Origin of the sequence: Microbulbifer agarilyticus S89 (assembly GCF_000220505.1) — a bacterium.
GTDB lineage: Bacteria > Pseudomonadota > Gammaproteobacteria > Pseudomonadales > Cellvibrionaceae > Microbulbifer > Microbulbifer agarilyticus_B.
The window spans coordinates 1-23,157 of record NZ_AFPJ01000008.1; the positions used below are offsets into that span (position 1 = coordinate 1).

A 23,157-nucleotide genomic window follows, 5' to 3' on the forward strand; every position below is an offset into this window, starting at 1 on the left:
TGAATAATTCTTTTATAGCCCCCACCTTTACCGGGTCGTCGATGCCGGCAAAAGACTCGTCCAGCCAGCGTTCGACGGCTTGGGAATAGCCGGCGATTCCGGATGAGGCACAATCTTGGAGTTTTTCCACGATGGAAACTGTGTCGTTCTCATACCCGAGAATAAAAACATGATTTTTGTCGAGTACGAGCTGGCGATCCCTGTGCTTGTAGTAAAGCTTATTATTGTATTCGGATATCAAGGCTTCAACGTCCCCCAGTTTTTGGAGGTCAACTATCGGTGTGTAGAGTATGCCATGACGCTCCACATTATTATTGACACACCGGGCAAGTAGTTCATGACTCCGTCCATCCATGTCAAGGCTTTCGACGAGATCTCGAAACCGGGGGTTGTGTCCGGGCAGTGACGTACACAATGGCATTTGATCAAAAGGAATACATCCATATTTCAATTTCAAGTCGGAAAGACGGTGACAGCCATCCCTATAGTATTGCAATTTAAGAATCTGGTTTCGCATACACAGCATTAGATAGCGAAGTACGTTGTGCCCTGGAGAATTTGATCTCACGATACGGCGTACTTCATCAATCACGGGAAAAAGTTGTTCTTTGGCCACCCGGGCTGTGCCCGCAGCCCTTAAATCCTTGTAACTTTCCTCAGAAAGATCCAAGAGATCTACAAGGTTTCGCGCACCTAGTGTAAGCCCACGCATGAGATAACGATATTCCGCTGAATTAGTCCGAACATTTATGTCCATACCTAGAAGGCGCGCAAAATTGCTGAACTCACATGGGCGAATGGAAACCTCCCACTTCCGTATTATCGTGATCGGCATTTCCTGGTTGAGTACTTCGATTGAGTCCACCAGAAGCGTCAACATTGCAGCATACTCGGAAGTCATATCGATTTCGGTGAAGGCAATAATGCGGTCGAACTTGCTCACTTTATTGATGGCGCGATAGAGGGTTACCTCGTAGAAAATACGCCCCCTGAGGAAGAATGGGCGAGTTTTATGGATGTAGTATCTGTCCTCGGCTCCAATGTTGGCCGGATATGACCGGGCTGCCACAATCCTTGCGGCTATTTTTTCGTGATATTCGCGCAATGAAGGATCAAGATCGACTGGAAAATTCTCAAGGTTCGCCAGTATTGATATTCCATAATTGTCATGGAGAAAACTACGAATCCGATAAAGGTGCTCGTAGTACTTGAGCATTAATCGCTCGGAAGCGTCTCCGTCCATGGTGAAGTGGGATGCACTTTTTTGGATCAGTTTATGGAATTTCCCGAGAAAATTGAGCCTCCCTTTACTCTTGATAAACGCCAATCCAGGCCCTACATCCGGGTAGTTGAACTCGGAATCCATTGAACCCTTGTGGAGAAGAACGACAACTCCTTCTACCAAATTCCTTAGTTGTGACAGCAAGTTTTGCGAGAGAAGTGCCCTCTGATCAGCGAGCAACTCAATATTTTGGCAAATGGCAACATCAGCGTTTTGGATTTGCGTGCTCACCGTAATCATTATCTGATATATCCTTGTCTATGATGTGACGTTTTGTGTTGGGTAAACCTTTAACAACACCTAAAACAACGACCTAGATACGCTGCGTCCTATTTTCTATTTGTAGTCTTACAAGTTAACTTCATTACTTTCGAAGGGCTCTCAACTGCATCATTTTAGTTTCCCCAAATGGCGTCAGAGACCAATACGTGCCGCTGTCTTTGATACTTCGTTTTTTCTCGCTCTTGGTGATCAGTCCTAGTGCAACAAACTGGACTTTCATAGTCTGAAAGTCGACACTATTTACGCTTAAAACTCGTGGCCTACTATCCAATTGGAGCTTTAAATATTCTTGAAGTTCTCTCTGTAGTTTTGATTCTGAGGATTCATCTAGCATTAATGGGGCAAGTAAATAAAAACATTGGTTCCAAGTTATTTCTACTGAGGCTTCGTGCTCGCCGTTGTGGTAGTAGGAAAAGTGCAGTTCAAATTTGTCGTCTCCTTGCTGAAGACCTGAAGCGCCTTCAGGTGCGGTAGTTCTCGCCTTATCTAGCTGCGCTTTCAACTCATCGATTTCTTTTCTAAGGCGTGCAATCTCGGAATTTGCCTCATCGCTTGACGCAACATCGGCTCGAATCCATCCTGTTTGGGGCTTGCTTTTAATGAGCTTTACTAGGCTTCTAGAAACTTGAGACCCTAACTCTGCAGGCGACGCCCAAAAGCGGCACATCTTTTTTGTAACCAGCTCGCGAAAAGCGCGAAGCTTCTCGATTGACTCAGCAACGTGTTCTGATTTTCCTGCTTCTATTTTTGATATGTCTGTATGAAGAAAAGAAATAATTGGAATGTCCTTCTCCAGCGCGTATTCATACTCCATTTGCGTATAGCTTCTACCATCCGGACCAATTGACCCATATCGGCCCGCTTGAATGAGTACATAGTAGTCACAATCGTCTATTAACCCCTTAATCAAAGTCCATTGGTCGTCATCTGCTGCTGGAAAAAGCTCCATACCAACAGGAATACAATCGAGTTCAAGAAGTGCTTGCATGACTTCTTGGCGCTCATCGATAAGATCACTAAATGTGGAACTGACAAAAACCTGATACTTTTTATCCATAAAAATCAACTTTATCTACAAGACGAAATTCACATAGCGTCGTGCGCAGGTAGGGCTTAGTTTCTGAGCTGCTTGCACGAAAGTAAGAGCGTATCGAATACGCAGAACGTGTATGAAGGGGAAGAGTTCCCGCACCAACTTGTCAAGTTAGGCTACCATCGCGAATGCTGCCCGACCTCTCGTGTGTAGCCATCTAGAAGCTGTGGGTTATTCTCCAAATGATCTTTTGCCCATGGCTGAATATTATACGCCCAGCCATCTACCATATCGCCAACGTTACTTGCTCTATAGATAATGGCTTTGGCCTCCAGGCTTCCTTTTACACCATCCTCCAATAAAAAATATTGAGTGGTTTTTTGATCAAATATATAGGGCGCTAAATAGGCCTTTTCATCAGGTGTGAGGTGAGCTAGCCCTCTCTTGCGTCTCTCAAGCACTTGAGCTTTATTTTTCCGTTTCTTTCGCTTAAGGATGATCGATTTGAAAATTTGGAATACCTTGCTGGAAGCCTGCGAGGCAAGTATCGATAAAGAGAGAATAAAACAAGCACCGATATACGCTTTATTTTGCTCTCTGAAATCCATTAATCCGATTTCATCAATCAGATCCGAGGTTGAGAAAAGTACTATTCCAGTAGCGACTACAAGCCCCGAAAAAATCGTAGGACTGGTCTGTTTTACAGAGTTGAGGAATCCGTTCAATGCTTCGATCATTTATTATTCACTTAGTAGTTTATTCGACAGCATTCGCTGTATAACTGGGTCACCTTGTTGCGCGGAAAATAGATCTCCGAAAAATTAACTCAGTTCAATGGTGTCGCGCAATGCGGATTGTCGCACTAGCTTAAAACATGAGCAAATCGCAATGGGTGCATTTAAATTGTCGCGACTGATAAAATAAAAAATTGATATAAATCAATTGGTTATCGATTTTTTTCAGATTTGTAGCGGTGACTTTTGCGTAAGCGGTCATGCAAGACGCAAGTTGGATGTCGGTATGCTTTTCTAAAGGAAGTAATTGAGAGCTCAAACTCTCTCGCTAGTTTCCCTGGTCCCGAAACTGCTTTGTAGATCAGTGCTCCGTACAGTTATTGACAGAACTCCAAGGGAGGGGCATTCGCCCCTCCTATTGCTCTCGCTTCCGATCCACAATTTTTGAATTCAGTGACTGGTCGAACTGTCCACTCGTGAAAGCGAGTGATAACCCAGGATCTCGCCTGGAATAGCAGGCCGATCAATTTCTGAGCTTCTTCGCCGTATTTGTTCAGGCCTTTTTTGACGACGTGTAGCGCCCGCAGCGGCAGGCTGGCTCGTTCTGGAGTAGGCCCGCCGGACAGCTCGGTGAAGGTTTCCCAGTCTCCTTTGTCGGCAGCCTCGATAAGTCCTTTCAATAACTTGCTATCTATTGAGTCCATAGCGGCTTCTGCATGCTCACTATGTGCAAGCCTGCGGGACTCCCGCCACGCGGTAACACTGGGGCCGCCGATCTGCTGGAATTGGCGGATCTTCCAGGTAGACGCCCAGGCACGAATGCGCACCGCACTCTGGATCGCATCATGTCCGTAGAGATCCGTGCCGACGTTCTCACCGTCTATGTTCTTGGCTATGTACTTCGCGATGTAGCCCGCGGCTGTTCCTTTATTGGAATCTATGTATTTGACGGTAAAGCGGCGTTTTCGAGCACCGGGCTCATTTCCGTCAACCTCCAGGGCATAGTGGCGAAAGATGCTGAGGGTATCTTTCAATTGGTCTGGGGGGAGAAAGAGCAGCATGTGCCAGTGGGGGCAACCGTCATGATGAGGCTCGACCACACGGAATCCATATGGTTTGACCCTGATTCGGTCGAGCTTGGCCCTAATTTTGGCCCACTGACGGTTAAGGTAGGCCTGAGTTTCGGCCGGGGTTGACCCTGTGTAGGTAGGGTTAGGCTGACCATCATTAGCCCTGTGGCTATGGTATTTAGAGGGTGCTGTCAGGGTTAAGAATACCCCTGTGTGATCTAGCTTCTTGGATATCGCTTCAAAGCCCGCCATACGGGTCATTAGCTCATTGCGGCGATTGACCAGGTTGGCGACGCTTCGCTTGGCCACGTCTAGAAGATTGAACACTTCACCCAGTTCGTTCTCCGCTTCAAGGGCGGCTAGCACTGCTTCATTGCGCTTCCACTGGGCCAGCTTTCGGTTGACGCCGTGATTGCTCGCATAGATACCGGCACGCTTGTGCACCATGCCTATCTGGATATGGACGGCTTCAAGATAGGTGTCCTGGAGTGTGCGGATACCACGTCGCCACCAGTCTGGACAGAATACCCGTGCTAGTGCAGGCATGATCTCTTCATGGCTTGCCTGGAGGGGATCGGGATGGGGGAAGCTCAGCTGACAGTTCTCTACAGCTTTAATGGTCTTCTTCAAGCCGTTGCGATATCGGCCAGCTTTGTTCTCAAGGAAGAAGGCTGCTTTCAGTATCTTTGCCTTGTGCTCAGCAAACCGGCGGACGTCTTCGTCCGGGGAGGTCATGAGCAATCCCTCGAAAGATTTTCCGAGCTTTAGAGTCTCGTGGATCTTCCTGAGAGACTCGTTGGCCTTTACATGTCCATCGGTCAGGGCGATGCGCCTGTAGTGCTGTGCCAGGGCAAGGCAGATGAATTCGTGAGACCTGAAAATATGAGCCCGGAAGGCGCAGCACTCATGTGTGCCGAAACCGTCGGTAATACGTAGGGCTTCGTCTACGGCAAAGACCGTCATGGCGGATACCTACGCTTGTCCTAGGTGCTCGAGCTTTGAAAAGCTGTTCAACCAGGTATCCAGGTCCTCGCGGAGATAGCGAACGGATCTGCCGATCTTGATAAAGGGCGGGGCGGGGGTGCGGTTATCCCGTCGGCCATCCATTCGGGCTTGGGCGAGATATGAGCGGCTCATGCCAATATATTTTGCCGCCTCGATCTCGGACAGCGCTCGTGAGTTTTTCAGTGCTTCGCGGGCCATTGGTATCCACCTGTGTTTTCAGCGATGGATGAACCGTAAAAGGCCGTTGGGTTAACTGTGAATAGGGCGGAGGGTCAAAACAGGGTCACAGGGTCCAAAAAAAGTTTTTGAGTGAAAAATATTCAAATGATCGAACGTCGTCGATTGCGGTTTAGAAAGAGGGTTCAACTTCGTCGATAAGACCCAAACTTTGCTCAGAAAAAGTAGCAATGAAAATGAGTAGATTTTTGTGTTTCAGAGCAATTGGTTTGGTTGTTATTTGTACAATTTCCCGTGAGATCCGAGATAAGCAGTTTATGAAAGGCCCAAATGAGCGAAGGAAGATGGGGTCAATACTCTACTTCTTTATCTGGGAGGCAGTCGCGATACGTTTTATAGAGTCGAGTGGTGAATCCTGCAAACGACCGGTCGGAACTTATATTGGTCAACGAGTTGGCGACAAGGCAGGAAACCGCGTTGGAAAGTTTGACGATATCTTTCAACAGATCCGGAGGGAAATCCGCAGCGTGAGTCTGTAATGCCATGACGCCACCGTGAACCATGGAGCAGAGCGGTTTCCATGAGGTCTCCTTGAATTCCATCAGCCTGTCCATGACGTGTCCAGGAAGGTGATTCTTGAGTTCCTTGAGCATCGCATCGACAGAAAGCTGCTTATTGTTTAGCCGGTTGAAGTTTGATTCATTAATGAGCTCACAAAGTGCAGCAACTTGTGCTTCAGAGGCCGCGTGAGCTACCCATATTGATCTGACGAGAGCTTCATACTGCAGCCTGAACAGGCTAATGGCTGAGGTTTTATGGCCATTACCAATTAGAATTTTTGCTGATGCGGCATGCTCCAGGGCTATGCTACACATCACTTTCGACGCCCAGGTCCGATGGGAGGGCTCGGCCTGGGGGAGGTCGAATAATCGTGCTATCTCCGTTTCGAGCTGAAAGGAGCGGTTTAGTAGTGCTTCCATTGTGCTGGGACCAAATCAAATTTTTCTGTTTTACCCGATTAGCGCCACTGCGTCAGCTTTGTGATCGGGGGCCAAATGTGCATAGCGGAGAGTCGTGTCTAAACCTGAGTGCCCACATAGCTCGCGCACCGTGTTTAGTGGTACCCCCTTCATCACCAGCTTCGAGGCGAAGTCATGTCTCATGTCATGCCAGCGGAAATTGGTGATACCTGCGGCCTTTAGAAGGTTGCGCCAGGCTGTATTCACGTTATCGAGCCTGCTGCCGTCGTCTGCCGGGAATACGCGCCCAGCTTGAAGCGGAGCTTGTTGTTTCCAGGCGGTGAGGACTTTTAATGCAGTTGGCCCCAGAGGAATATGGCGAGTACGCCTGGATTTTGCGGTTTCGGCAGTGACTGTGATGACCTTGGTATCCAGGTTTACGTTCTCCCAGGTCAGATCAAATAGTTCGCCCCGGCGCATCCCAGTTTTGAGGCTCAGGGTGACCAACGGTGTCAGCCGGTCTCCGTATGTAAATTGAAAAAGGTCGCTCATCAGCTCATAGCCGCGAATAGCCCGGTGCTCATTGGCTCGTGCTCGGGCTTCCTTGAGCTTAAGGTCGCGCTCTTTCAGAGCGGTATAGAGGCGCGCTTCCTCGTCGCTATTCAGATAGCGGACTTTTGGAGCGTTATCGACATGGAGAGCTTTGAGTTTGCGGAGAGGGTGTTCTTCAATGGTTTCCCATTCTACTGCCTTGGTCAGGATGGAACGCAGCGCATTAACCAATCGGTTGAGGGTAGCCGGTTTGTTGCCATCCTTCAGCCGTTGTACCCGCCAGCGCTCGATCCAGGCGACCGAGATATCTGCCATAGGGGTATCGAGGAGATCGGGAAAACTGGCATAGACGCTCTGAATAGTGCTATCCGAACTTTTCAGGTTGGTCTGGGCCCAAGGCCTGTAGTGGTTCTCGGTGAATCGCTTGAGGGTCTTTTCCGTAGCGGCGCGGGCGGCCTTGCGGGAGGACTGCTTCTCTTCCTGGATATCTTTGCCTTCGGCCACTTGGCCCGCGTAGCGGGTAGCGAGATCTCGGGCTTGTTGGACTGTCAGTTGGGCTCCGTGGGAGCCAATCTTGATGCGCTTCTTGCTTCCACTAGTGGTGCGGTAGGCGTAGTAGTAAGTCATGCGGCCGGTGGGCTGGACCCGGAGAAGGAACCCCTTCACGTCTGTATCGACGACCTCATACGCCTTTTCGGCTGGCGCGAGATCCTTGATTGTCCTGCTGGTGAGTTTGGCCTTCATCACTACCCCCGTTTTGATGGGATAGTAAATTTAAGTCCATATTAAGTCCAATTGGAGTGAACTCGGGGGAAGGGTGGTAGGTTGCAGTGAACAATGGTGAACTTCATAACGTATTGATTTATATAGGTTTATTGGTGTTTCGGTGTTCTTTCTTGTTCACTGGGATTCATTGAAATTCACGCCAGTTTCCCCCTGGGGGTGTGGTGGTCGTCGGTTCAAATCCGGCCACTCCGACCATTTTCTTTTCCAATTCCGTACCATTCCGGTTCCAGCTGCCTGATTTTCCTCAAATCAGCTCGCGGTACCTTTCCCATCCCGTGGCACTCGAAACCATTAAAGCCTGTCACGTTTACGGTTTTTCTAGCAGCATCCATTCTGTGCTTTCGTCGGAATCCCGAGTCCCGGTAAAGGTTGGGTTGGAGGTGGCGAATCAATTCCTAGCTTCGCTGGGACACTTTGGCACTGCTGCGGCGGTTGTACGAGTGCAGAACAGCTCCGATACGGCTTGCCGGTAGAGCGTGTGGTTTTTCACAAACTGATCGACGCATGTGGAAAATTGCTCACGGTCGAAAATTTTTTCCGTGAAATTCGCTGGTACCGTTTTCTTCTTTTGCGATGACACGTTGTTTGAGATCACGCTTTTGAATTGGGCTATTCGCCTCGGACTTGCGGTCGCCTCGCGGTTCGTTGCGCTGATCTTTTCCTCCTTATGGTCAGATCTTGTACTAGGTCTGTGCGTGGGAGTGGTGGAAGCCTGTGTGCACGAGCTGAATTGAATTCTATTGAAGGAGAATCTTTCGGTGCTCCTAACATGTTGATTTATAGTAATTTTTTAGTTCCCGCTTTGTCGAAATCAAGGTGGGATAGTCCATTTTTGGCCAATGGATGAAGGTGGGACGACGGAGATTGATGTGGAGCGAGAGTATAGACTGGCGCCAGATCGAGGTATCCTGTTGCGGTCTCAAGAGGTTCCCACTCTGGCGAAAACCAATAAATAAAATGACGTGACGATGGGGGAGACAACTCCATGAAGAAAATGACCGAGTTCAAGAAGAATTCCGTTGCGGTGGCAATCGCTACCCTTGCAGGCGTAAGCGGCGGTGCCGTGGCGCAAACTGATGCTGACTCAGCACTGGAAGAGGTGGTGGTTGTCGGGATCCGCGGCAGTCTAGAGCGCGCGATGGATGTTAAGCGTGATTCTCAAGGCGTGGTCGACGCCATCTCCGCCGAAGATATCGGCAAGATGCCCGACACCAACCTGGCTGAGTCCCTGCAGCGGATCACGGGTGTGTCGATCGACCGCCAGAACGGCGAAGGCAGCCGGGTTACCGTGCGCGGCTTTGGTCCAGACTACAACGTGGTGACCCTCAACGGCCGCCAGATGCCGGCAGCCAACCTCGAGGCCACCAACGCGTCCGCCTCTCGTTCGTTCGATTTTGCCAACCTGGCTGCGGAAAGCGTAAGCGCGGTAGAAATCTACAAGACGGGTAGAGCGGACCTGTCCACTGGTGGTATCGGCTCGGTGATCAATATTCGCACCGCTCGTCCGCTGGAAATGGAAGAGCTGGTGTTGAATGTGGGTGCCAAAACCACCCACGATACCTCCAGCCAGACTGGCGACAGTTTGACTCCGGAAATGTCCGGTATCTTCAGCACCAAATTTGCCGAAGACACCATCGGTGTAGCGCTGACCGCCTCGCACTCCAAGCGTGACAGCGGCTTTGCCAAAGCGGAAACTGGCCCGGGCTGGTACACCATTCCTGGTGGCCAGGGCGACTGGGGCTCCATCGCCCCGGACAATACCAACTTTGAAAACGCACCCCAGGAAGGCGACATCTACGCCGTTCCCCGCGGTGTTGGTTACTCCTTCGGTGAGGTGCAGCGCGAGCGCACCAATGCGCAGATGACTCTGCAGTGGGCGCCACTGGATAACTTTGAAGCCACCCTCGACTACACCTATGCCGAGCAGGATGTTGAGCAGCAGTACAACGCCATGGGTGCCTGGTTTAACGGTGTACCCGTATCCGGCTCGTTTACCGAAGGCTCCGGTAACGGCAGCGTCGTCGCCCCGATTGTGTATACCGATGGCACCGGAACTGATGTCACCTTTAACGCCGGCGAGTGGGGTACGGTCAATAAAAACGACTCTGTCGGCCTCAATTTGGTGTGGAACCCACGTGAAGACCTAACCCTGGCCTTCGATTACCACAATTCCAGTGCCGAGAATGGCGCGAAGGATGATCGCGGCTCGAATAACAACATTGCCGGTGTGCAGTTCAATCGCGCCTCTACCACGGTCAACTATGGCTATGAGCTGCCGGCTACCAGCTTTGAGTTTATCGACGGCCAGGGTTTCGACCCAGCACAGATGCTGACCTCTGGTACCAGCTTCCGCAACAGCTATATGAAGCACGACATCGAACAGGCTAAGTTCGATGGTACTTTTGACGTGGATGCCGGCCCAGTGTCGAGCATTGATTTCGGCATTGGTTATACGGAGTCTTCCAACCGCTCGGCCTATGCAGTTGCGGAGCGCGGCACCTGGGGAGGTTACGGTACCCCAGCTGACTATGATGATTCTTTGTTCGTACGCAAGAGCATGGCGGAGGCTCTTGATCAGTTTGACAGTGCCACCAGCGCGGAAATGACTCCTTACTACTACGCGGCTGATTTTGATGGCATGCGTGATGCTATCTCGGCAATTGCACAGGCCAACGGGGAAACCCTGAGTCCCTGCGGTACTGTGCTGTGCGTGGATGATAATTTCACTACTGACCGTATTGCGGTTGAGACCCAGCAGGCTGCCTATACCCAGGTAAATCTGGCATGGGAAGACGTGCCAATGCCCGTGCAGCTGGCAGTGGGTGTGCGCTATGAGAAGACCGATATCGATGCCAAAGCACTGGTGCCCCAGTACGACTTCATTGCATGGAATTCCGCAAACGAATTCGATGCGAACCCAAGTGGTGTCGGTTTTAGCGAACAACAGGGTGCATACAGTAATCTGCTTCCGAACATTGATTTCAATGTTGCCCTGAACGAGGATATGGTCGCACGCGCATCAGTGAGTAAGACTATTACCCGCCCTAATTACACCGATATTCAGGGTGGTCAAACCATCAATCCGCGAGTACGCATCAATGGTGGCACCGCTTCCCGGGGTAACCCCGATCTGAAACCATTTGAGTCCACGAATTACGATCTGAGTTTCGAATGGTACTACGGTGAGGGAAGTTACCTCTCTGCCGGCTTCTACAAAAAGGACGTCGATAACTTCATTGGCCTAGATTCGTTTATCGAAACCACATTTGATCTCGCTCACCCCGCTAAGGGACCGCGTTATGAGGCGGCGGTCGCTGCACTGGGTAGTGATGCGACTTCCGCCGAGATCCTAGCCTACATGCAAGCAGAGTATGGCACTGTGATCGGATCGGCAGCGGAGGGCGATGCTCTGGCTGAATTCACGGTGCTCGCACCGGTTAATGCCAGAACAGCCAAAATCGATGGATTTGAGTTTGCCGTGCAGCATATGTTTGGTGACAGTGGTTTCGGTGGCATCGTCAACTTCACTACCGTGAATGGCGATATTGCCTATGACAATTTCAATACCAACAAGGGTGAAGGAGTTGAAAACCAGTTTGCATTGCTTGGCTTGAGTGACTCGTTCAACGTGGTAGGTTTCTATGACAAGAACGGTATTCAGGCGCGATTGGCCTACAACTGGCGCGATGACTTCCTGAATAGTACCTTTGATGGAAATGGTGAGCGCAACCCGGTATATACCGAAGCATATGGCCAACTTGATGCAAACGTCAGTTACGATATTCAGGATAACTTCTCGGTATTTGTCGAAGGTATCAACCTAACGGATGAAACCCAGCGCTTGTATGGGCGTGCTGAAAACATGGTAATCGGCGCGATTCAGTCTGGTGCCCGGTATAATCTGGGGGTACGTTACAGTTTCTGATGTGCTGTCTGGAGTGGCGGCTAGCCGCCACTCACGTCTCGCAGGATGCATTGGGCGTGAGTGATCACGCCCTTTTTTGTTTAATGTCCTTGTAGTGGGAGGGCCGTAAATGAACCAGGCTCCTTTTTCCATCGTCATCTTGGGTGGCGGTGCGGCCGGATGGTTAACCGCCGCGATACTTGCTGCGGAACACGGCCGTGCCAGTGGCGGATACTGCGAAATCACCCTGGTCGAGTCGCCAACGATTCCCACCGTCGGCGTCGGCGAGGGCACCTGGCCGTCAATGCGCGAAACCCTGCGGCGCATAGGCCTCAGTGAATACCGTCTGTTTGCCGAATGCGAGGCCTCGTTCAAGCAGGGTTCACAATTTATCTCCTGGCGATCGCACAATTTCAGCGAATGCTATTACCACCCGTTTTCCTTGCCTCACGGATACTTCGAACAGGATCTGGCGCGGCATGGTCACACCACCGAATACGCGTATCGCGTTACACCCCAGGCCGCGATCTGCGATGCCCATCTCGCCCCCAAGCAACTGGGAACGCCGGAGTATGCTGCGGTACTCAATTACGGTTATCACTTTGACGCGGCAAAGTTTGGGCTGTGTCTGCGGGATCACTGCGTCAATCAGCTTGGTGTAAAGCATGTCCAGGCAGATGTTACGCGGGTAAAAGGCGGTGACAATGGGGAAATTCTCGCACTGGTCACCGACCGAGGTGAGGAGTTGTGTGCGGACCTTTTTGTGGACTGCTCCGGCAGTGCCGCTCTGCTGATTGGTGAACACCTCGAGGTACCTTGGGTCGAGCAATCGCAGGTGCTGTTTAACGACCGTGCACTGGCAGTACAGCTTCCCTATGAGAGCGAAGGGGCACCCATCGCGTCGGTGACCCGCTCCACTGCACGGGCACACGGCTGGATTTGGGATATTGGCCTGCCCACGCGTCGTGGAATTGGCGCGGTGTATTCCAGCAGGTTTTGTGATGAGGAAACCGCCGAGGCGGATTTGAAACACTATCTGTGCGCCGAGCAGCCCGATACGGACATTGACGAACTGCAAATTCGAAAATTAACGTTTTCCCCGGGGTACCGCGCAGAAATGTGGCGGACCAACTGTGTAGCACTGGGGATGTCCGCGGGCTTTATCGAGCCGTTGGAAGCCTCTGCACTCGCGCTGATCGAGCAGGGTGCCGCGCTGATTCGTGACCTGTTACCGGCCAGTGTCGAGCAAATGCCGCTGGCGGCAAAGCGTTACAACCGCCAGATACTGTCCCACTGGGACAATATTATTGACTTTCTCAAGCTCCACTATGTGCTGTCTACTCGTACCGACTCTGAGTATTGGTTGGCCCATCGCCGTGCAGACAGTATCCCGGAATCCCTGCAGGAAAATCTCGCGTTGTGGCGCCACCGCGCCCCTGCAAAGCAGGACTTTCCGCAGACGCAGCCGCTATTTCCTCCCGCGAGTTATCGCTATGTGCTGAATGGCATGGGATTCGAGTGTGACGGGCTGCGCTCCCCGAGAAAAGATAAGGACGAGGTGCGTGCCCGTACCCTTCTTGCCGAGGTGGAGAAACAACTCGCCGCCTACCGTCACGGGCTGCCGAACAATCGCCAGTTGATTTCACAGATAATCGCGCGCAGCGTGGCAGGAGCCACTGGCTCATGAAATATCCAGAGCAAATTCCCGCAGTAGAAACCCGCGATGGCATTGCGGCCAGCGAAATAGCCGAATTAATCGAAGGTCGCGAGCAACCATTGTTGCTCAAAGGCGCGATGTCCCACTGGCCGTTGGTGAGGGCCGCGCACGAAAACCGCCTGAGTGAATACCTGCAAGAGTTTGACCAGGGTCGGCCGGTGGTTGTGTTTCGTGCCGCCGATGACACAAACGGCCGCATTTTCTACAACGAGACGATGGACGGGTTTAACTTTGAGCGAACCAGCGGAAATCTCGTTGATGTTTTGCGCGTGCTGGAGTCCGGTGCGGCAGACAGTGACTACTGCTACATAGGATCCACACCCGTCGATCATCATCTTCCCGGGATACGCGAACAGAATACTCTCGCGCTGGGGAAGCGCCAGCCTCTTGTTTCCCTCTGGCTGGGAAACCGCACGCGTATTGCGGCGCACTTCGATCTGCCCGAGAACCTGGCCTGTGTCGTCGCCGGTCGCCGGCGCTTTACCCTGTTCCCACCGGATCAGGTGGGCAACCTCTACCCTGGCCCGCTGGATTTCAACCCCGCGGGGCAGGCGATCAGTATGGTGGATTTCTATGCACCAGATTACCAGCGCTTCCCGCGGTTCCGTGAGGCGCTGGCAGCAGCGCAGGTTGCCGAGATGGCGCCGGGAGATGTGCTCTATGTGCCGAGTATGTGGTGGCATCAGGTGGAGGGACTGGATGAGGTGAATATGCTGATCAACTACTGGTGGCGATCCACCGAAGCCTGGTCAGGGTTACCACAGGACGCGCTGATGCATGCACTGTTGTCGATCGGTGGGTTGCCGGAGTCCCAACGCCGTGCCTGGGGTAGTCTATTTACGCACTTCGTTGTGCACCGCGCACAGGCCGTAGAGCATATTCCTCAGGCACGACGGGGGATTCTGGCGAATCTGGACAAAAGCACAGCCGGCAGATTGAAGAAATTATTACAAGAAAAGCTACAAAGAACTCCCTGAGTTCAAATGTAGAAGCACCAAGAGAGAGATTCATGAGTAAGCCAATAAAGAAAATTATCATTGCAGGTGGCGGCACTGCGGGCTGGATGACCGCCGCCGCATTGTCCAAGTTAATGGGCGACTCGCTGGATATCACGTTGGTGGAGTCGGAGCAGATAGGCACCGTGGGTGTCGGTGAGGCCACGATTCCCACATTGATTTTCTTCCACCGCTTGTTAGGGATAGATGAGGCCGAATTTCTGACGGCGACCCAGGCTACTTACAAGTTGGGTATTCGCTTCGAAAACTGGCGCAGAGTAGGGCATCAGTACCTGCACGGCTTCGGCGTTACCGGACGCGATTGCTGGGCTTGTGGCTTTCAGCACTTTTGGTTGCGGGCACGTCAACTGGGGATTGCCGGCGATTTTGGTGAGTATTGCTTGGAACGCCGTGCCGCGGAAGCGGGCAAGTTTTCTCACCTGCCGAATAATGGTTTGAATTATGCGTTCCACTTCGACGCCAGCCTGTATGCCAAGTTTCTTCGTCAGTTCAGCGGGCGCCATGGGGCAAAACGTGTTGAGGGGAAAATTGACCAGGTAAAAGTCAATCCGGATAACGGCCATATTTCCTCGCTGAAACTGGACAATGGCGATGAACTAGACGGAGATTTTTTCATTGATTGCACTGGAATGCGTGCGCTACTCATCGAGAAAACTCTGCACACGGGCTTTGAGTCCTGGTCGCACTGGTTGCCATGCGATGGTGCCGTCGCTGTACAGACCGAGGCGGTAGAGCCGCCGCGGCCCTATACCCGTTCCATCGCCCGGGAAAGTGCCTGGCAATGGCGCATCCCGCTGCAGCATCGGGTGGGCAATGGTCTCGTGTTTGCCAGTAGTTACCAGAGCGACGACGCTGCGTGCCATCAATTAGCTGAAAATATTGCAGGTGTGCCGCTGACCGATCCACGATTGATCAAGTTCCAGACCGGGCGGCGACGCAAGCAGTGGCATAAAAACTGCTTGGCAGTAGGTTTGTCCAGCGGATTTTTGGAGCCGCTGGAATCCACCAGTATTCATCTGATTCAGCAAAATATCGTGCGCTTCTTGCGACTCTTTCCCCACCGGGAAATCAGCCAGGTGGCAGTAGATACATTTAACCGGGAAGCAGAATTCGATATGGAGCGTATCCGGGACTTCATTATTCTGCACTATAAGGTGACCGAACGGGACGATACGGAATTCTGGCGTTACTGCCGGAATATGCGTATTCCCGATACCCTTTCCGCGAAAATCGATCTGTTCCGTGAAACGGGGCATGTAAACAGGGATGGCAATGAGCTTTTTGTGGATTCCTGGCAGCAGGTGATGTTCGGGCAGGGTCTTGTGCCTGAGCGGTACCACCCGTTGGTCGATGTGATGTCTGAAGAAGAGCTGCGCGGTTTTATTCAGCAGGTGAGTCAGCAAATAGATGGCTCTATGTCACAGCTGAAAGATCACCATGAGTACCTTATGGATACATTGCAGAAAAAAGCCGTAGCAGGCGTTGGTGCACTCTCGTAGCGCCATTGTGAGTCGACGGTTATTCGCCCCGAATTGGTGACCTTCTTAAAGTGGGACGACTCCGTCCCACTAATTTCATTAACATCGACCCCGCGATCTATTGAGATGTGGGCGGCAACGCCCAAGCCAGAATAAAAACAACGAAGAGGTGAGGTTTGAGATGCGTACGTCGAAGAATGTATTCGGCACGTCTCGCGCGCCGGTTTTTTCTCTTTTTGTCGGTAGTGCCTGATCAGGTGTGAGCGGCATATCTAATGACTTCCTCCCTGTCAGTCTGCTAGGCAAACCTCGATAGTGTGACCGCGCTCAACAAGCTCTTTGCTTGCGAATGAAAATCCAAAAATAACATTAAAGGAGGCAGCGATGTCCAGACTCCTATTTCGCTCCGCGACCACTGTATTGGCTTTAGTGGCCAGTGCCTGTGGAGGGGGTGGTTCTAGCGGTAATGAAAATACAAGCATGTCGGCGGAGCCGCCAGTCGCGGATGCTCGTCCTGATCGGTGTCTTGAGGATCCGATGAACTCGGGATACTGTCTGGTCTGGCAGGATGAATTTGCCGGCGAGGGCATCGATAGTGAGAAATGGTCCCACGAAATAAATTGCTTCGGCGGAGGCAATGACGAAGCCCAGTGCTACACGGATGCACCGGAGAACTCCTGGGTTGCCGACGACAAACTGCATATCAAGGCAGTTCGTGAAAATGCAGTTGGCCCGAGCCGGGTTGACGATGATCCAAGCTACGATCGCAACGATGTCTCCGGTAGTGGTACTTACACCTCTGCACGTTTGCGTACCAAGGGTCTAGGGGACTGGAAGTACGGCCGTTTCGAGATACGTGCAAAGCTGCCGTTTGGGCAGGGCTCTTGGCCGGCTTTCTGGATGCTGCCCACGGATTGGACTTACGGCGGCTGGCCGCTCTCCGGCGAAATCGACATTTTGGAAGCTGTGAATCTTAAGGTCGGCGGTGAAGATCAGGTGCACGGCACGCTGCACTACGGAGGTAGTTGGCCGGGCAACGTTCACACTGGCGAATCGCACCGCATTGGCGGAAATCTCAATCCTGCAGATGATTTCCACACTTACGCGGTGGAGTGGGAAGAGGGCGAGATTCGCTGGTATGTGGATGGCGACCACTACGCTACCCAGACCAGCGACGGCTGGTATACCACCGCCGCACTGGATAATCCGTTGGCACCTTTCGACCAGACGTTTCATCTGATTCTTAACCTAGCGGTGGGGGGCAACTGGCCGGCCAGTGTGAACGACACGGGTATCGACGAGGGCGCCTTCCCACAGGAGTTCCAGATCGATTATGTACGGGTGTACCAGTGCACGGAAGACTTTGATACCGGCAAGGGCTGTGCAAGTACCGATGGTGAATTTGTGTTCAATCCTGGCAAGCAGCCACCACAGGCGCCAGATACTACTGCTGATGAACTGGTGGTATTTGACGGTGAGGCGAAGGCCCCTTACCAATGGCACACCTGGACCGCTTCTGGCACAGTCGATATAGCGGTGGTGGATGTCGGTGGCGACTACGGTGACGTGGCCGAGATTACCTGGAACACCGACCAAGGTATTGGTTATTTCCAGTCTGATGCCGCCTTTGATCTGAGCGACTTCACCTTCATCGAGTTCGACCTGCAGGTGCTCGCCGAGCCCAGCGATGCGGGTTCGGCATTGCTGACGTTTCGTGCGGACTGTGTGCATCCGTGCTCTTCCGGTGACTATCCACTGGTAATGCCCGCGGTGGATCAGTGGACCCGTTTCCAGATCCCGTTGCTGGAGTTGGAGCAGGGCGGGCTGAATACCGCGAGCGTAAACACTCCTTTTGTAATTTCTCCCGCTTGGGATAATCAAATGGGCGCCGTGCTGCAGATAGACAATGTGAGTCTTACCCGCTAGCACCTCTCCATCCTTCAACTAATTGGTCCCATTTCAAGATTCTGAGGTTCTCAGGAAGGTGGTCTGCACCATTTTGTGACCGTGCCGTGAAGTGGGACGCATCTTGGGGATGGTCAGTTTAAAAATAAGGCTGACGAGGCCAGATGCGGTGGAACGCTGCCGCTGGCCGCACTACGTCCCGATCTAAATAAAAATAACGTAGATGAGATAGCGATGAAAAACCTCCACGCGAATGCTGCGCATTGGCGCAGCGCCCTCGTATTCTCGAGCTGCCTAATTTCAGCAGCGATTTCTCAAGCCGCCAATGCGGACGTCGACTACTCTGATGTCGGTCCGATATTATGGGAAGAAAACTTCAATGATTTGAATACCTCGACCTGGAATGTAGTCGAGGGAGACGGGTGCGCCTATGGGGCGAATCTCTGCGGCTGGGGCAACCAAGAGTTGCAGTGGTATGCCGCCGACAATGTAACGATCGAGGATGTCCCAGGGGAGCCGGGCAACAAGGCACTCACTCTGACTGCGCGTAGCGAGTCTGTAGCCAGCAGTGCATTCACCTCGGGCAAAGTCGACTCAAAGGGCAAAATTTCGATTCAGTACGGCATGATTGAAGCTCGTTTGCGCGTGCCTCAGGTAGAAACTGGGCTGTGGCCAGCGGCCTGGTTGTTGGGCACCAGCACGGCGACTTGGCCAGCCAATGGCGAAATCGACATGATGGAAATGGGGCATCGTGCTGAGGCCCGAATCGCTGCGGGTCATCCCAGTGCAGATATAAATAGTTATGTTGGGTCGAATGCAATCTTTTACTCAGAGGCAGCCTGCTCTGAGGGTAATCCGACCTGTGCCGCGAGCACCGCGTGGCAAACCGATAATGCCTATGTAGCTGACACCCCGCTGTCAGATCGCTTTGTGACCTACCGCACCTATTGGACCGATACCCAAATTCGTTTCACTGTGGTGGATAACGGTGTTGAGCACGACCTTTATGCTGCGCCGATTTCCATCGGCGAGGGTATGGAGGAGTTCCAGGCACCTTTTTATCTTCTCTTAAACCTCGCGGTTGGCGGCAACTTTACCGATGCGGCGACCGCTGCGGAAGTTACCGCACCATTGCCCTCCAAAATGTACATCGACTATGTGCGCGTTTATGAGCTCAGCGGTTTGGGAGAAGTGACGCTAGGCGGCGGTACTCCCCAGGCTGGGGATTTTGGTGTCTTTACTGATAATACGATGGTGGATGACGGGCTGGAGGCCGGGGTAAGCGCCGATATTTATGTTTGGAATACGGCATCGGTAGCGCAAGGTCAGGAGGAGCCCTTTGAAGGTAGCAACGTGATCGCCTGGGACTACAACACGCCTGGTATGTGGTTTGGCGGTGGTATTGATAGCCGTCGGGCGCTGGATATGGGCAATTACGAGGAAGGCGAGTTAAGTTTCCGCATAAAGATGCCCCCGGATGTCGCCTTCAAGGTGGGGGTGAAAGATGTCCATGGCAATGAAAGCTGGACGAGCTTCCCTGCGCAGTCGACGACCTACGGGCTGGTGCGAGATGGTAACTGGGGCCAAGCAAATATCCCGATTGCGGAGTTGCGCACACCTGGGCTTGACCTGACATCCATGCAAGGGATGTTCTACATCGCCAGTGAAGATGGAAACCTACCGTCGGCAGGTTTCTCCATGGCCATCGACGATATCGTGTGGGTCGGTGGTACATCATTGCCTGTCGATAGCGATGGCGACGGCGTGGATGACAGCCTCGATCAGTGCCCGGCGACACCGGCGGGCACCGCGGTGAATGGCAGCGGTTGTCCGCTACCGACCCAGTTGCGCATAGAGGCCGAGGATTACGCCCGTTTCTTTGATACCACCGCGGGAAATACCGGCGGAGCCTGTCGCAGCGACGACGTTGACCTCGAAAATACCACCGACGCCGGTGGCGGCTGCAATGTGGGTTATGTGGCTACCGGTGAGTGGCTCGAATACGACTTTGCGGTGGCACCGGGCACCTATCAAATCACCAGCCGGGTGGCTTCCCAGTACGGCGGTGCGAATTATTCCCTGGCCATCGATGGCGCCGGTGTGGCCAGCGGCAACGTTCCCGCAACGGGCGGCTGGCAGAGCTGGCAATCCCAGGACCTCGGTACCTACAGCCTCGGCGGTGACCATAGTTTGCGGGTCGCCATGGAGGGCGGTGAGTTCAATCTGAATTGGATCGAGTTCACCCAGGTCCCGGCGGATTCCGACGGCGACGGCGTTGACGATAGTGCCGACCAGTGCCCCGGCACCCCCCAGGGCGTGGCCGTGGACAGCAGCGGTTGCGCCCTGCCACCCGCCGATAGCGATGGTGACGGTGTCGCCGATACCAGTGACCTGTGCCCGAATACCCCGGCCGGTGCCAGCGTGGATGCCGACGGTTGTGAAGTGGTCGCGCAAGGCCATGGCATTACCCAGATCGACAACACGCAAGTGCGCTTCTACGTGAATAATAGCGTCTGGGCGGTGGTCCATTACAGCATCAATGGCGGTGCGGAATTGAATCTGTCCATGAACCGCGTCGGCGATGACAACATCCTGGACGTTGGCGGGCTTGCGCCCGGTGACTCGATTAGCTACTGGTACACCTACGACAGTGGCACCGGTGCCGTCGATACCTTCCCGGCAGAGCCCAAATACACATTTACCCTTGCCAGTACTGCGTCGGATACCGACGGGGACGGCGTGCTGGATGCGAATGACCAGTGTCCCATGACCCCGGCCGGTACCGCTGTGGATGCCAGCGGTTGCCCTATCGCCGCACAGGACAGTGACGGTGACGGCGTTGTGGATGGTGATGACCTCTGCCCCGCGACACCGGCAGGCACCGCGGTAGATGCGGACGGTTGCCCGATTACCGCACAAGACAGTGACGGTGACGGCGTCGAGGACGCTATCGATGCCTGCCCGAATACCCCGGCACAAACCCCGGTCGACGCGCAGGGCTGTGCGGTGGCGCAATCGGAGCAGGAAGTGAGCGTGAACGGCAACCTGCTGGTCGGCGGTCCCGATTCATCGCTGCCCGGATACACCCTGTACGTGTTCGACAACGACGCCGGCAGCAGCAGTTGCTATGACAGCTGCGCTAGTAACTGGCCGCCACTGCTCGTGACCGATGGCCTCGCCTCCGGTGCCGCGGGTCTCGGCAGCGTGCAGCGCAATGACGGCAACTGGCAGGTGACCTACGAAGGCCGGCCGCTGTACTTTTATGCCGGCGACAATGGTGCCGCCCAGACGAACGGGGATGGCCTCGGTGGTGTCTGGTGGCTGGCGGTTTACAATCCGCAAACCCTGGCGGTGGTCCCGCTGTATGACGCGACCACCGAGCTGGAACCTGCGATCAAGTTCGATCGCGGCGATGCACTGGTTACCCGTTTCTCCGACCGCGCGCGCGACCGCCACGCCAAGGAAGACCATTTCCAGGCTTACGATCACTACCTGAGTTTCTACTGGGAAGATCGCACCGCCGCGATCGAGATCATCGACGAGGTCGCCAAAGGCGGCGATACGGTGCGAATGAACGTACGCACGGAATTTCGCTTGAGCGATACCGAAGCGGAGAACCGCTGGTTCTATCGCGGCGTTGGCACTGTGGCCGAATACTGCGACAACGGCGTGATGAACGTGGTGGACCAGTACAACTACTACAAGGAGCGCAGCTTCAACTGCCGTGAAAACCGCCCGATTCAGGTGGGCGACCTACTGGAGTTCGAGATCAGCCAGTTCCTGGATGCCAGCGTGCCCAATGGTCGCGCCAACTACTACGGCACCACCTACCTGTATATCGTCGGCGAGGGTTTGGTCCCCTGGGATGTTGGCGGCTCGACACCATTCGGTGGGATCAAGGATTCATTCAAAATTCCGGAAAGCGCCTGGCTGGGTGGTGAAACCACCATTCACGCATTGACCTCTGGTGAAACCGACAACCACTTTATGCAGATGGCGACCAACCTGGGCTACGACAATGCGCAGCCGTTTATGCTTGGACGCCGTGTATTGCACACATCTGCGATCGATGGTGTGCATGACGAGAAGCCACTGGAAAACCCACCTCTACAGGACATGGTGGGGCTTGCCGGCCCGCACTATGTCAACGACAGCTGCGCCAGCTGCCACGAGCGCAACGGCCGTGCGGCACCCGCTCCCGTAGGTGAACCGTTGGACAAGTGGGCGTTTAAAGTGGCCGATGCCAATGGCAACCCGCACCCCTTCCTCGGCAGTGCACTGCAGTCGAAAGCGCGCGATGGCGCCGCGAGCGAAGGCGATGTCTCCATCGCGTTCTGGACGGAGCAAAACGGTTTGCGCTCGCCCAATTACGCCTTTACCGGCGTTACCCCGGAGCGTTTTTCCGCGCGTATCGCACCGGGCCTGGTCGGTATGGGATTGCTGGAGGCCATCTCTGAGACCTCCGTACTGGCCAACGAAGATCCGGACGATAGCAACGGCGATGGTATCTCCGGTCGCGCCAATCGCGTGGTCGATCCCGAGACCGGCGACACCCGGCTTGGGCGTTTCGGCTGGAAAGCGGGCGCGGCGAGTATTCGCCATCAGCTGGCTCGCGCGCTGAATACCGACATGGGCGTAATGACCTCGGTGCTGCCGCAACCGGATTGTGGCAACAGCCAGACCGATTGCGGTGCAAGTGGCGCGGAGCTGGCCGATGAACACCTAGTTGACCTGACCAAGTACATTGCCCTGCTGGGTGTGCGTCCGCAGCGTGACTATGACAACCCGGTGGTGCAAAACGGCGAGCAACTGTTTGCCAGCATCGGCTGTGCCGACTGCCACACGCCAACCCAGCAAACCAGTGCATACCACCCCCTGGCGGAATTGCGCAACCAGACCATTCACCCCTATACCGATCTGTTACTGCACGATATGGGGCCGGGCCTGGCGGACAACCTGGGTGAAGGCGAGGCCAGCGGTGCGGAATGGCGTACTGCACCCTTGTGGGGTTTGGGCCTGTCTGCCTGTGTCACCGGTGGTGTAGAGAACCCCATCGGCGGCCAGGGCAACGAGGTCTGCACTCCCGTGCACAGCTATCTGCACGATGGTCGCGCGCGCTCCATTGAAGAGGCCATTCTGTGGCATGGCGGTGAAGCACAAAGCGCAAACGATGCCTTCCAGAACCTGTCGAGTCAGGACCGCAGTGCGGTACTGGAATTCCTAAACTCACTCTAATACCCAGGCAATGAAACCTATT

General features: G+C 53.6%; 13 protein-coding genes. 6 read left to right on the plus strand and 7 right to left on the minus strand.

From position 1 onward, the window contains the following. From AS89_RS0102090 to AS89_RS0102125, 7 genes are all read right to left on the minus strand, one after another. Window positions 1-1,522: hypothetical protein (locus AS89_RS0102090; RefSeq protein ID WP_010130626.1), on the minus strand; the 1,522-nt coding region annotated here is incomplete at its 3' end. A 124-nt stretch (window positions 1,523-1,646) separates the two neighbouring features. Beyond that, the gene (locus AS89_RS0102095) at window positions 1,647-2,621 is read right to left on the minus strand and encodes a DUF4062 domain-containing protein (RefSeq protein WP_010130627.1); all 975 of its coding nucleotides are present in this window, start codon (window positions 2,619-2,621) and stop codon (window positions 1,647-1,649) included. A 152-nt stretch (window positions 2,622-2,773) separates the two neighbouring features. Beyond that, window positions 2,774-3,334 carry a superinfection exclusion B family protein gene (locus tag AS89_RS16660; RefSeq protein WP_010130628.1) on the minus strand — a complete coding sequence of 187 codons (561 nt, stop codon included), beginning with the start codon at window positions 3,332-3,334 and terminating at the stop codon, window positions 2,774-2,776. Window positions 3,335-3,708: 374 nt separating this feature from the next. Further along, window positions 3,709-5,364 carry a replication endonuclease gene (locus AS89_RS18075; protein WP_010130629.1) on the minus strand — a complete coding sequence of 552 codons (1,656 nt, stop codon included), beginning with the start codon at window positions 5,362-5,364 and terminating at the stop codon, window positions 3,709-3,711. A gap of 9 nt (window positions 5,365-5,373) precedes the next feature. Further along, on the minus strand, window positions 5,374-5,604 hold the full coding sequence (locus AS89_RS0102115) for a helix-turn-helix transcriptional regulator (protein ID WP_010130630.1): 231 nt from the start codon (window positions 5,602-5,604) through the stop codon (window positions 5,374-5,376). A 329-nt stretch (window positions 5,605-5,933) separates the two neighbouring features. Then, a complete protein-coding gene (locus AS89_RS16670) occupies window positions 5,934-6,563 on the minus strand; it encodes a DUF6988 family protein (RefSeq protein WP_010130631.1) in 630 nt (209 codons plus the stop codon). Between the two features lie 30 nt (window positions 6,564-6,593). Further along, window positions 6,594-7,838, minus strand: coding sequence for a site-specific integrase (locus tag AS89_RS0102125; protein ID WP_010130632.1), 1,245 nt, complete (start codon window positions 7,836-7,838; stop codon window positions 6,594-6,596). Between the two features lie 1,027 nt (window positions 7,839-8,865). On the opposite strand from AS89_RS0102125, the gene AS89_RS0102135 reads away from it, so the two are divergent. The 6 genes from AS89_RS0102135 to AS89_RS0102160 all read left to right on the plus strand — a co-directional run bounded on the left by AS89_RS0102135 (window position 8,866) and on the right by AS89_RS0102160 (window position 23,135). Continuing rightward, entirely contained in the window at window positions 8,866-11,805 is a 2,940-nt protein-coding gene (locus tag AS89_RS0102135; RefSeq protein ID WP_010130634.1) for a TonB-dependent receptor, read from the plus strand. A 109-nt stretch (window positions 11,806-11,914) separates the two neighbouring features. Continuing rightward, window positions 11,915-13,471, plus strand: coding sequence for a tryptophan halogenase family protein (locus AS89_RS0102140; protein WP_010130635.1), 1,557 nt, complete (start codon window positions 11,915-11,917; stop codon window positions 13,469-13,471). Continuing rightward, entirely contained in the window at window positions 13,468-14,478 is a 1,011-nt protein-coding gene (locus tag AS89_RS0102145) for a cupin-like domain-containing protein (RefSeq protein WP_010130636.1), read from the plus strand. The genes AS89_RS0102140 and AS89_RS0102145 overlap by 4 nt, the downstream gene beginning before the upstream one ends. 32 nt (window positions 14,479-14,510) lie before the next feature. Beyond that, window positions 14,511-16,016, plus strand: coding sequence for a tryptophan halogenase family protein (locus AS89_RS0102150; RefSeq protein WP_010130637.1), 1,506 nt, complete (start codon window positions 14,511-14,513; stop codon window positions 16,014-16,016). 516 nt (window positions 16,017-16,532) lie between these two features. After that, complete coding sequence (locus tag AS89_RS16675; protein ID WP_010130639.1) at window positions 16,533-17,921, plus strand: glycoside hydrolase family 16 protein; 1,389 nt, start codon at window positions 16,533-16,535, stop codon at window positions 17,919-17,921. A 213-nt stretch (window positions 17,922-18,134) separates the two neighbouring features. Beyond that, window positions 18,135-23,135, plus strand: a complete 5,001-nt coding sequence (locus tag AS89_RS0102160; protein WP_010130640.1) for a di-heme oxidoredictase family protein — start codon at window positions 18,135-18,137, stop codon at window positions 23,133-23,135. The last annotated feature ends 22 nt before the right edge of the window (window positions 23,136-23,157 follow it).

Excerpts from the sequence above, each read along its gene's own strand:
- AS89_RS18075 (WP_010130629.1), bottom strand. The coding sequence starts at position 5,364 with ATGACGGTCTTTGCCGTAGACGAAGCCCTACGTATTACCGACGGTTTC.
- AS89_RS0102140 (WP_010130635.1), top strand. The coding sequence starts at position 11,915 with ATGAACCAGGCTCCTTTTTCCATCGTCATCTTGGGTGGCGGTGCGGCC.
- AS89_RS0102095 (WP_010130627.1), bottom strand. The coding sequence starts at position 2,621 with ATGGATAAAAAGTATCAGGTTTTTGTCAGTTCCACATTTAGTGATCTT.
- AS89_RS0102125 (WP_010130632.1), bottom strand. The coding sequence starts at position 7,838 with ATGAAGGCCAAACTCACCAGCAGGACAATCAAGGATCTCGCGCCAGCC.
- AS89_RS0102150 (WP_010130637.1), top strand. The coding sequence starts at position 14,511 with ATGAGTAAGCCAATAAAGAAAATTATCATTGCAGGTGGCGGCACTGCG.
- AS89_RS0102145 (WP_010130636.1), top strand. The coding sequence starts at position 13,468 with ATGAAATATCCAGAGCAAATTCCCGCAGTAGAAACCCGCGATGGCATT.
- AS89_RS0102160 (WP_010130640.1), top strand. The coding sequence starts at position 18,135 with ATGAAAAACCTCCACGCGAATGCTGCGCATTGGCGCAGCGCCCTCGTA.
- AS89_RS0102115 (WP_010130630.1), bottom strand. The coding sequence starts at position 5,604 with ATGGCCCGCGAAGCACTGAAAAACTCACGAGCGCTGTCCGAGATCGAG.
- AS89_RS16670 (WP_010130631.1), bottom strand. The coding sequence starts at position 6,563 with ATGGAAGCACTACTAAACCGCTCCTTTCAGCTCGAAACGGAGATAGCA.
- AS89_RS16675 (WP_010130639.1), top strand. The coding sequence starts at position 16,533 with ATGAACTCGGGATACTGTCTGGTCTGGCAGGATGAATTTGCCGGCGAG.
- AS89_RS16660 (WP_010130628.1), bottom strand. The coding sequence starts at position 3,334 with ATGATCGAAGCATTGAACGGATTCCTCAACTCTGTAAAACAGACCAGT.
- AS89_RS0102135 (WP_010130634.1), top strand. The coding sequence starts at position 8,866 with ATGAAGAAAATGACCGAGTTCAAGAAGAATTCCGTTGCGGTGGCAATC.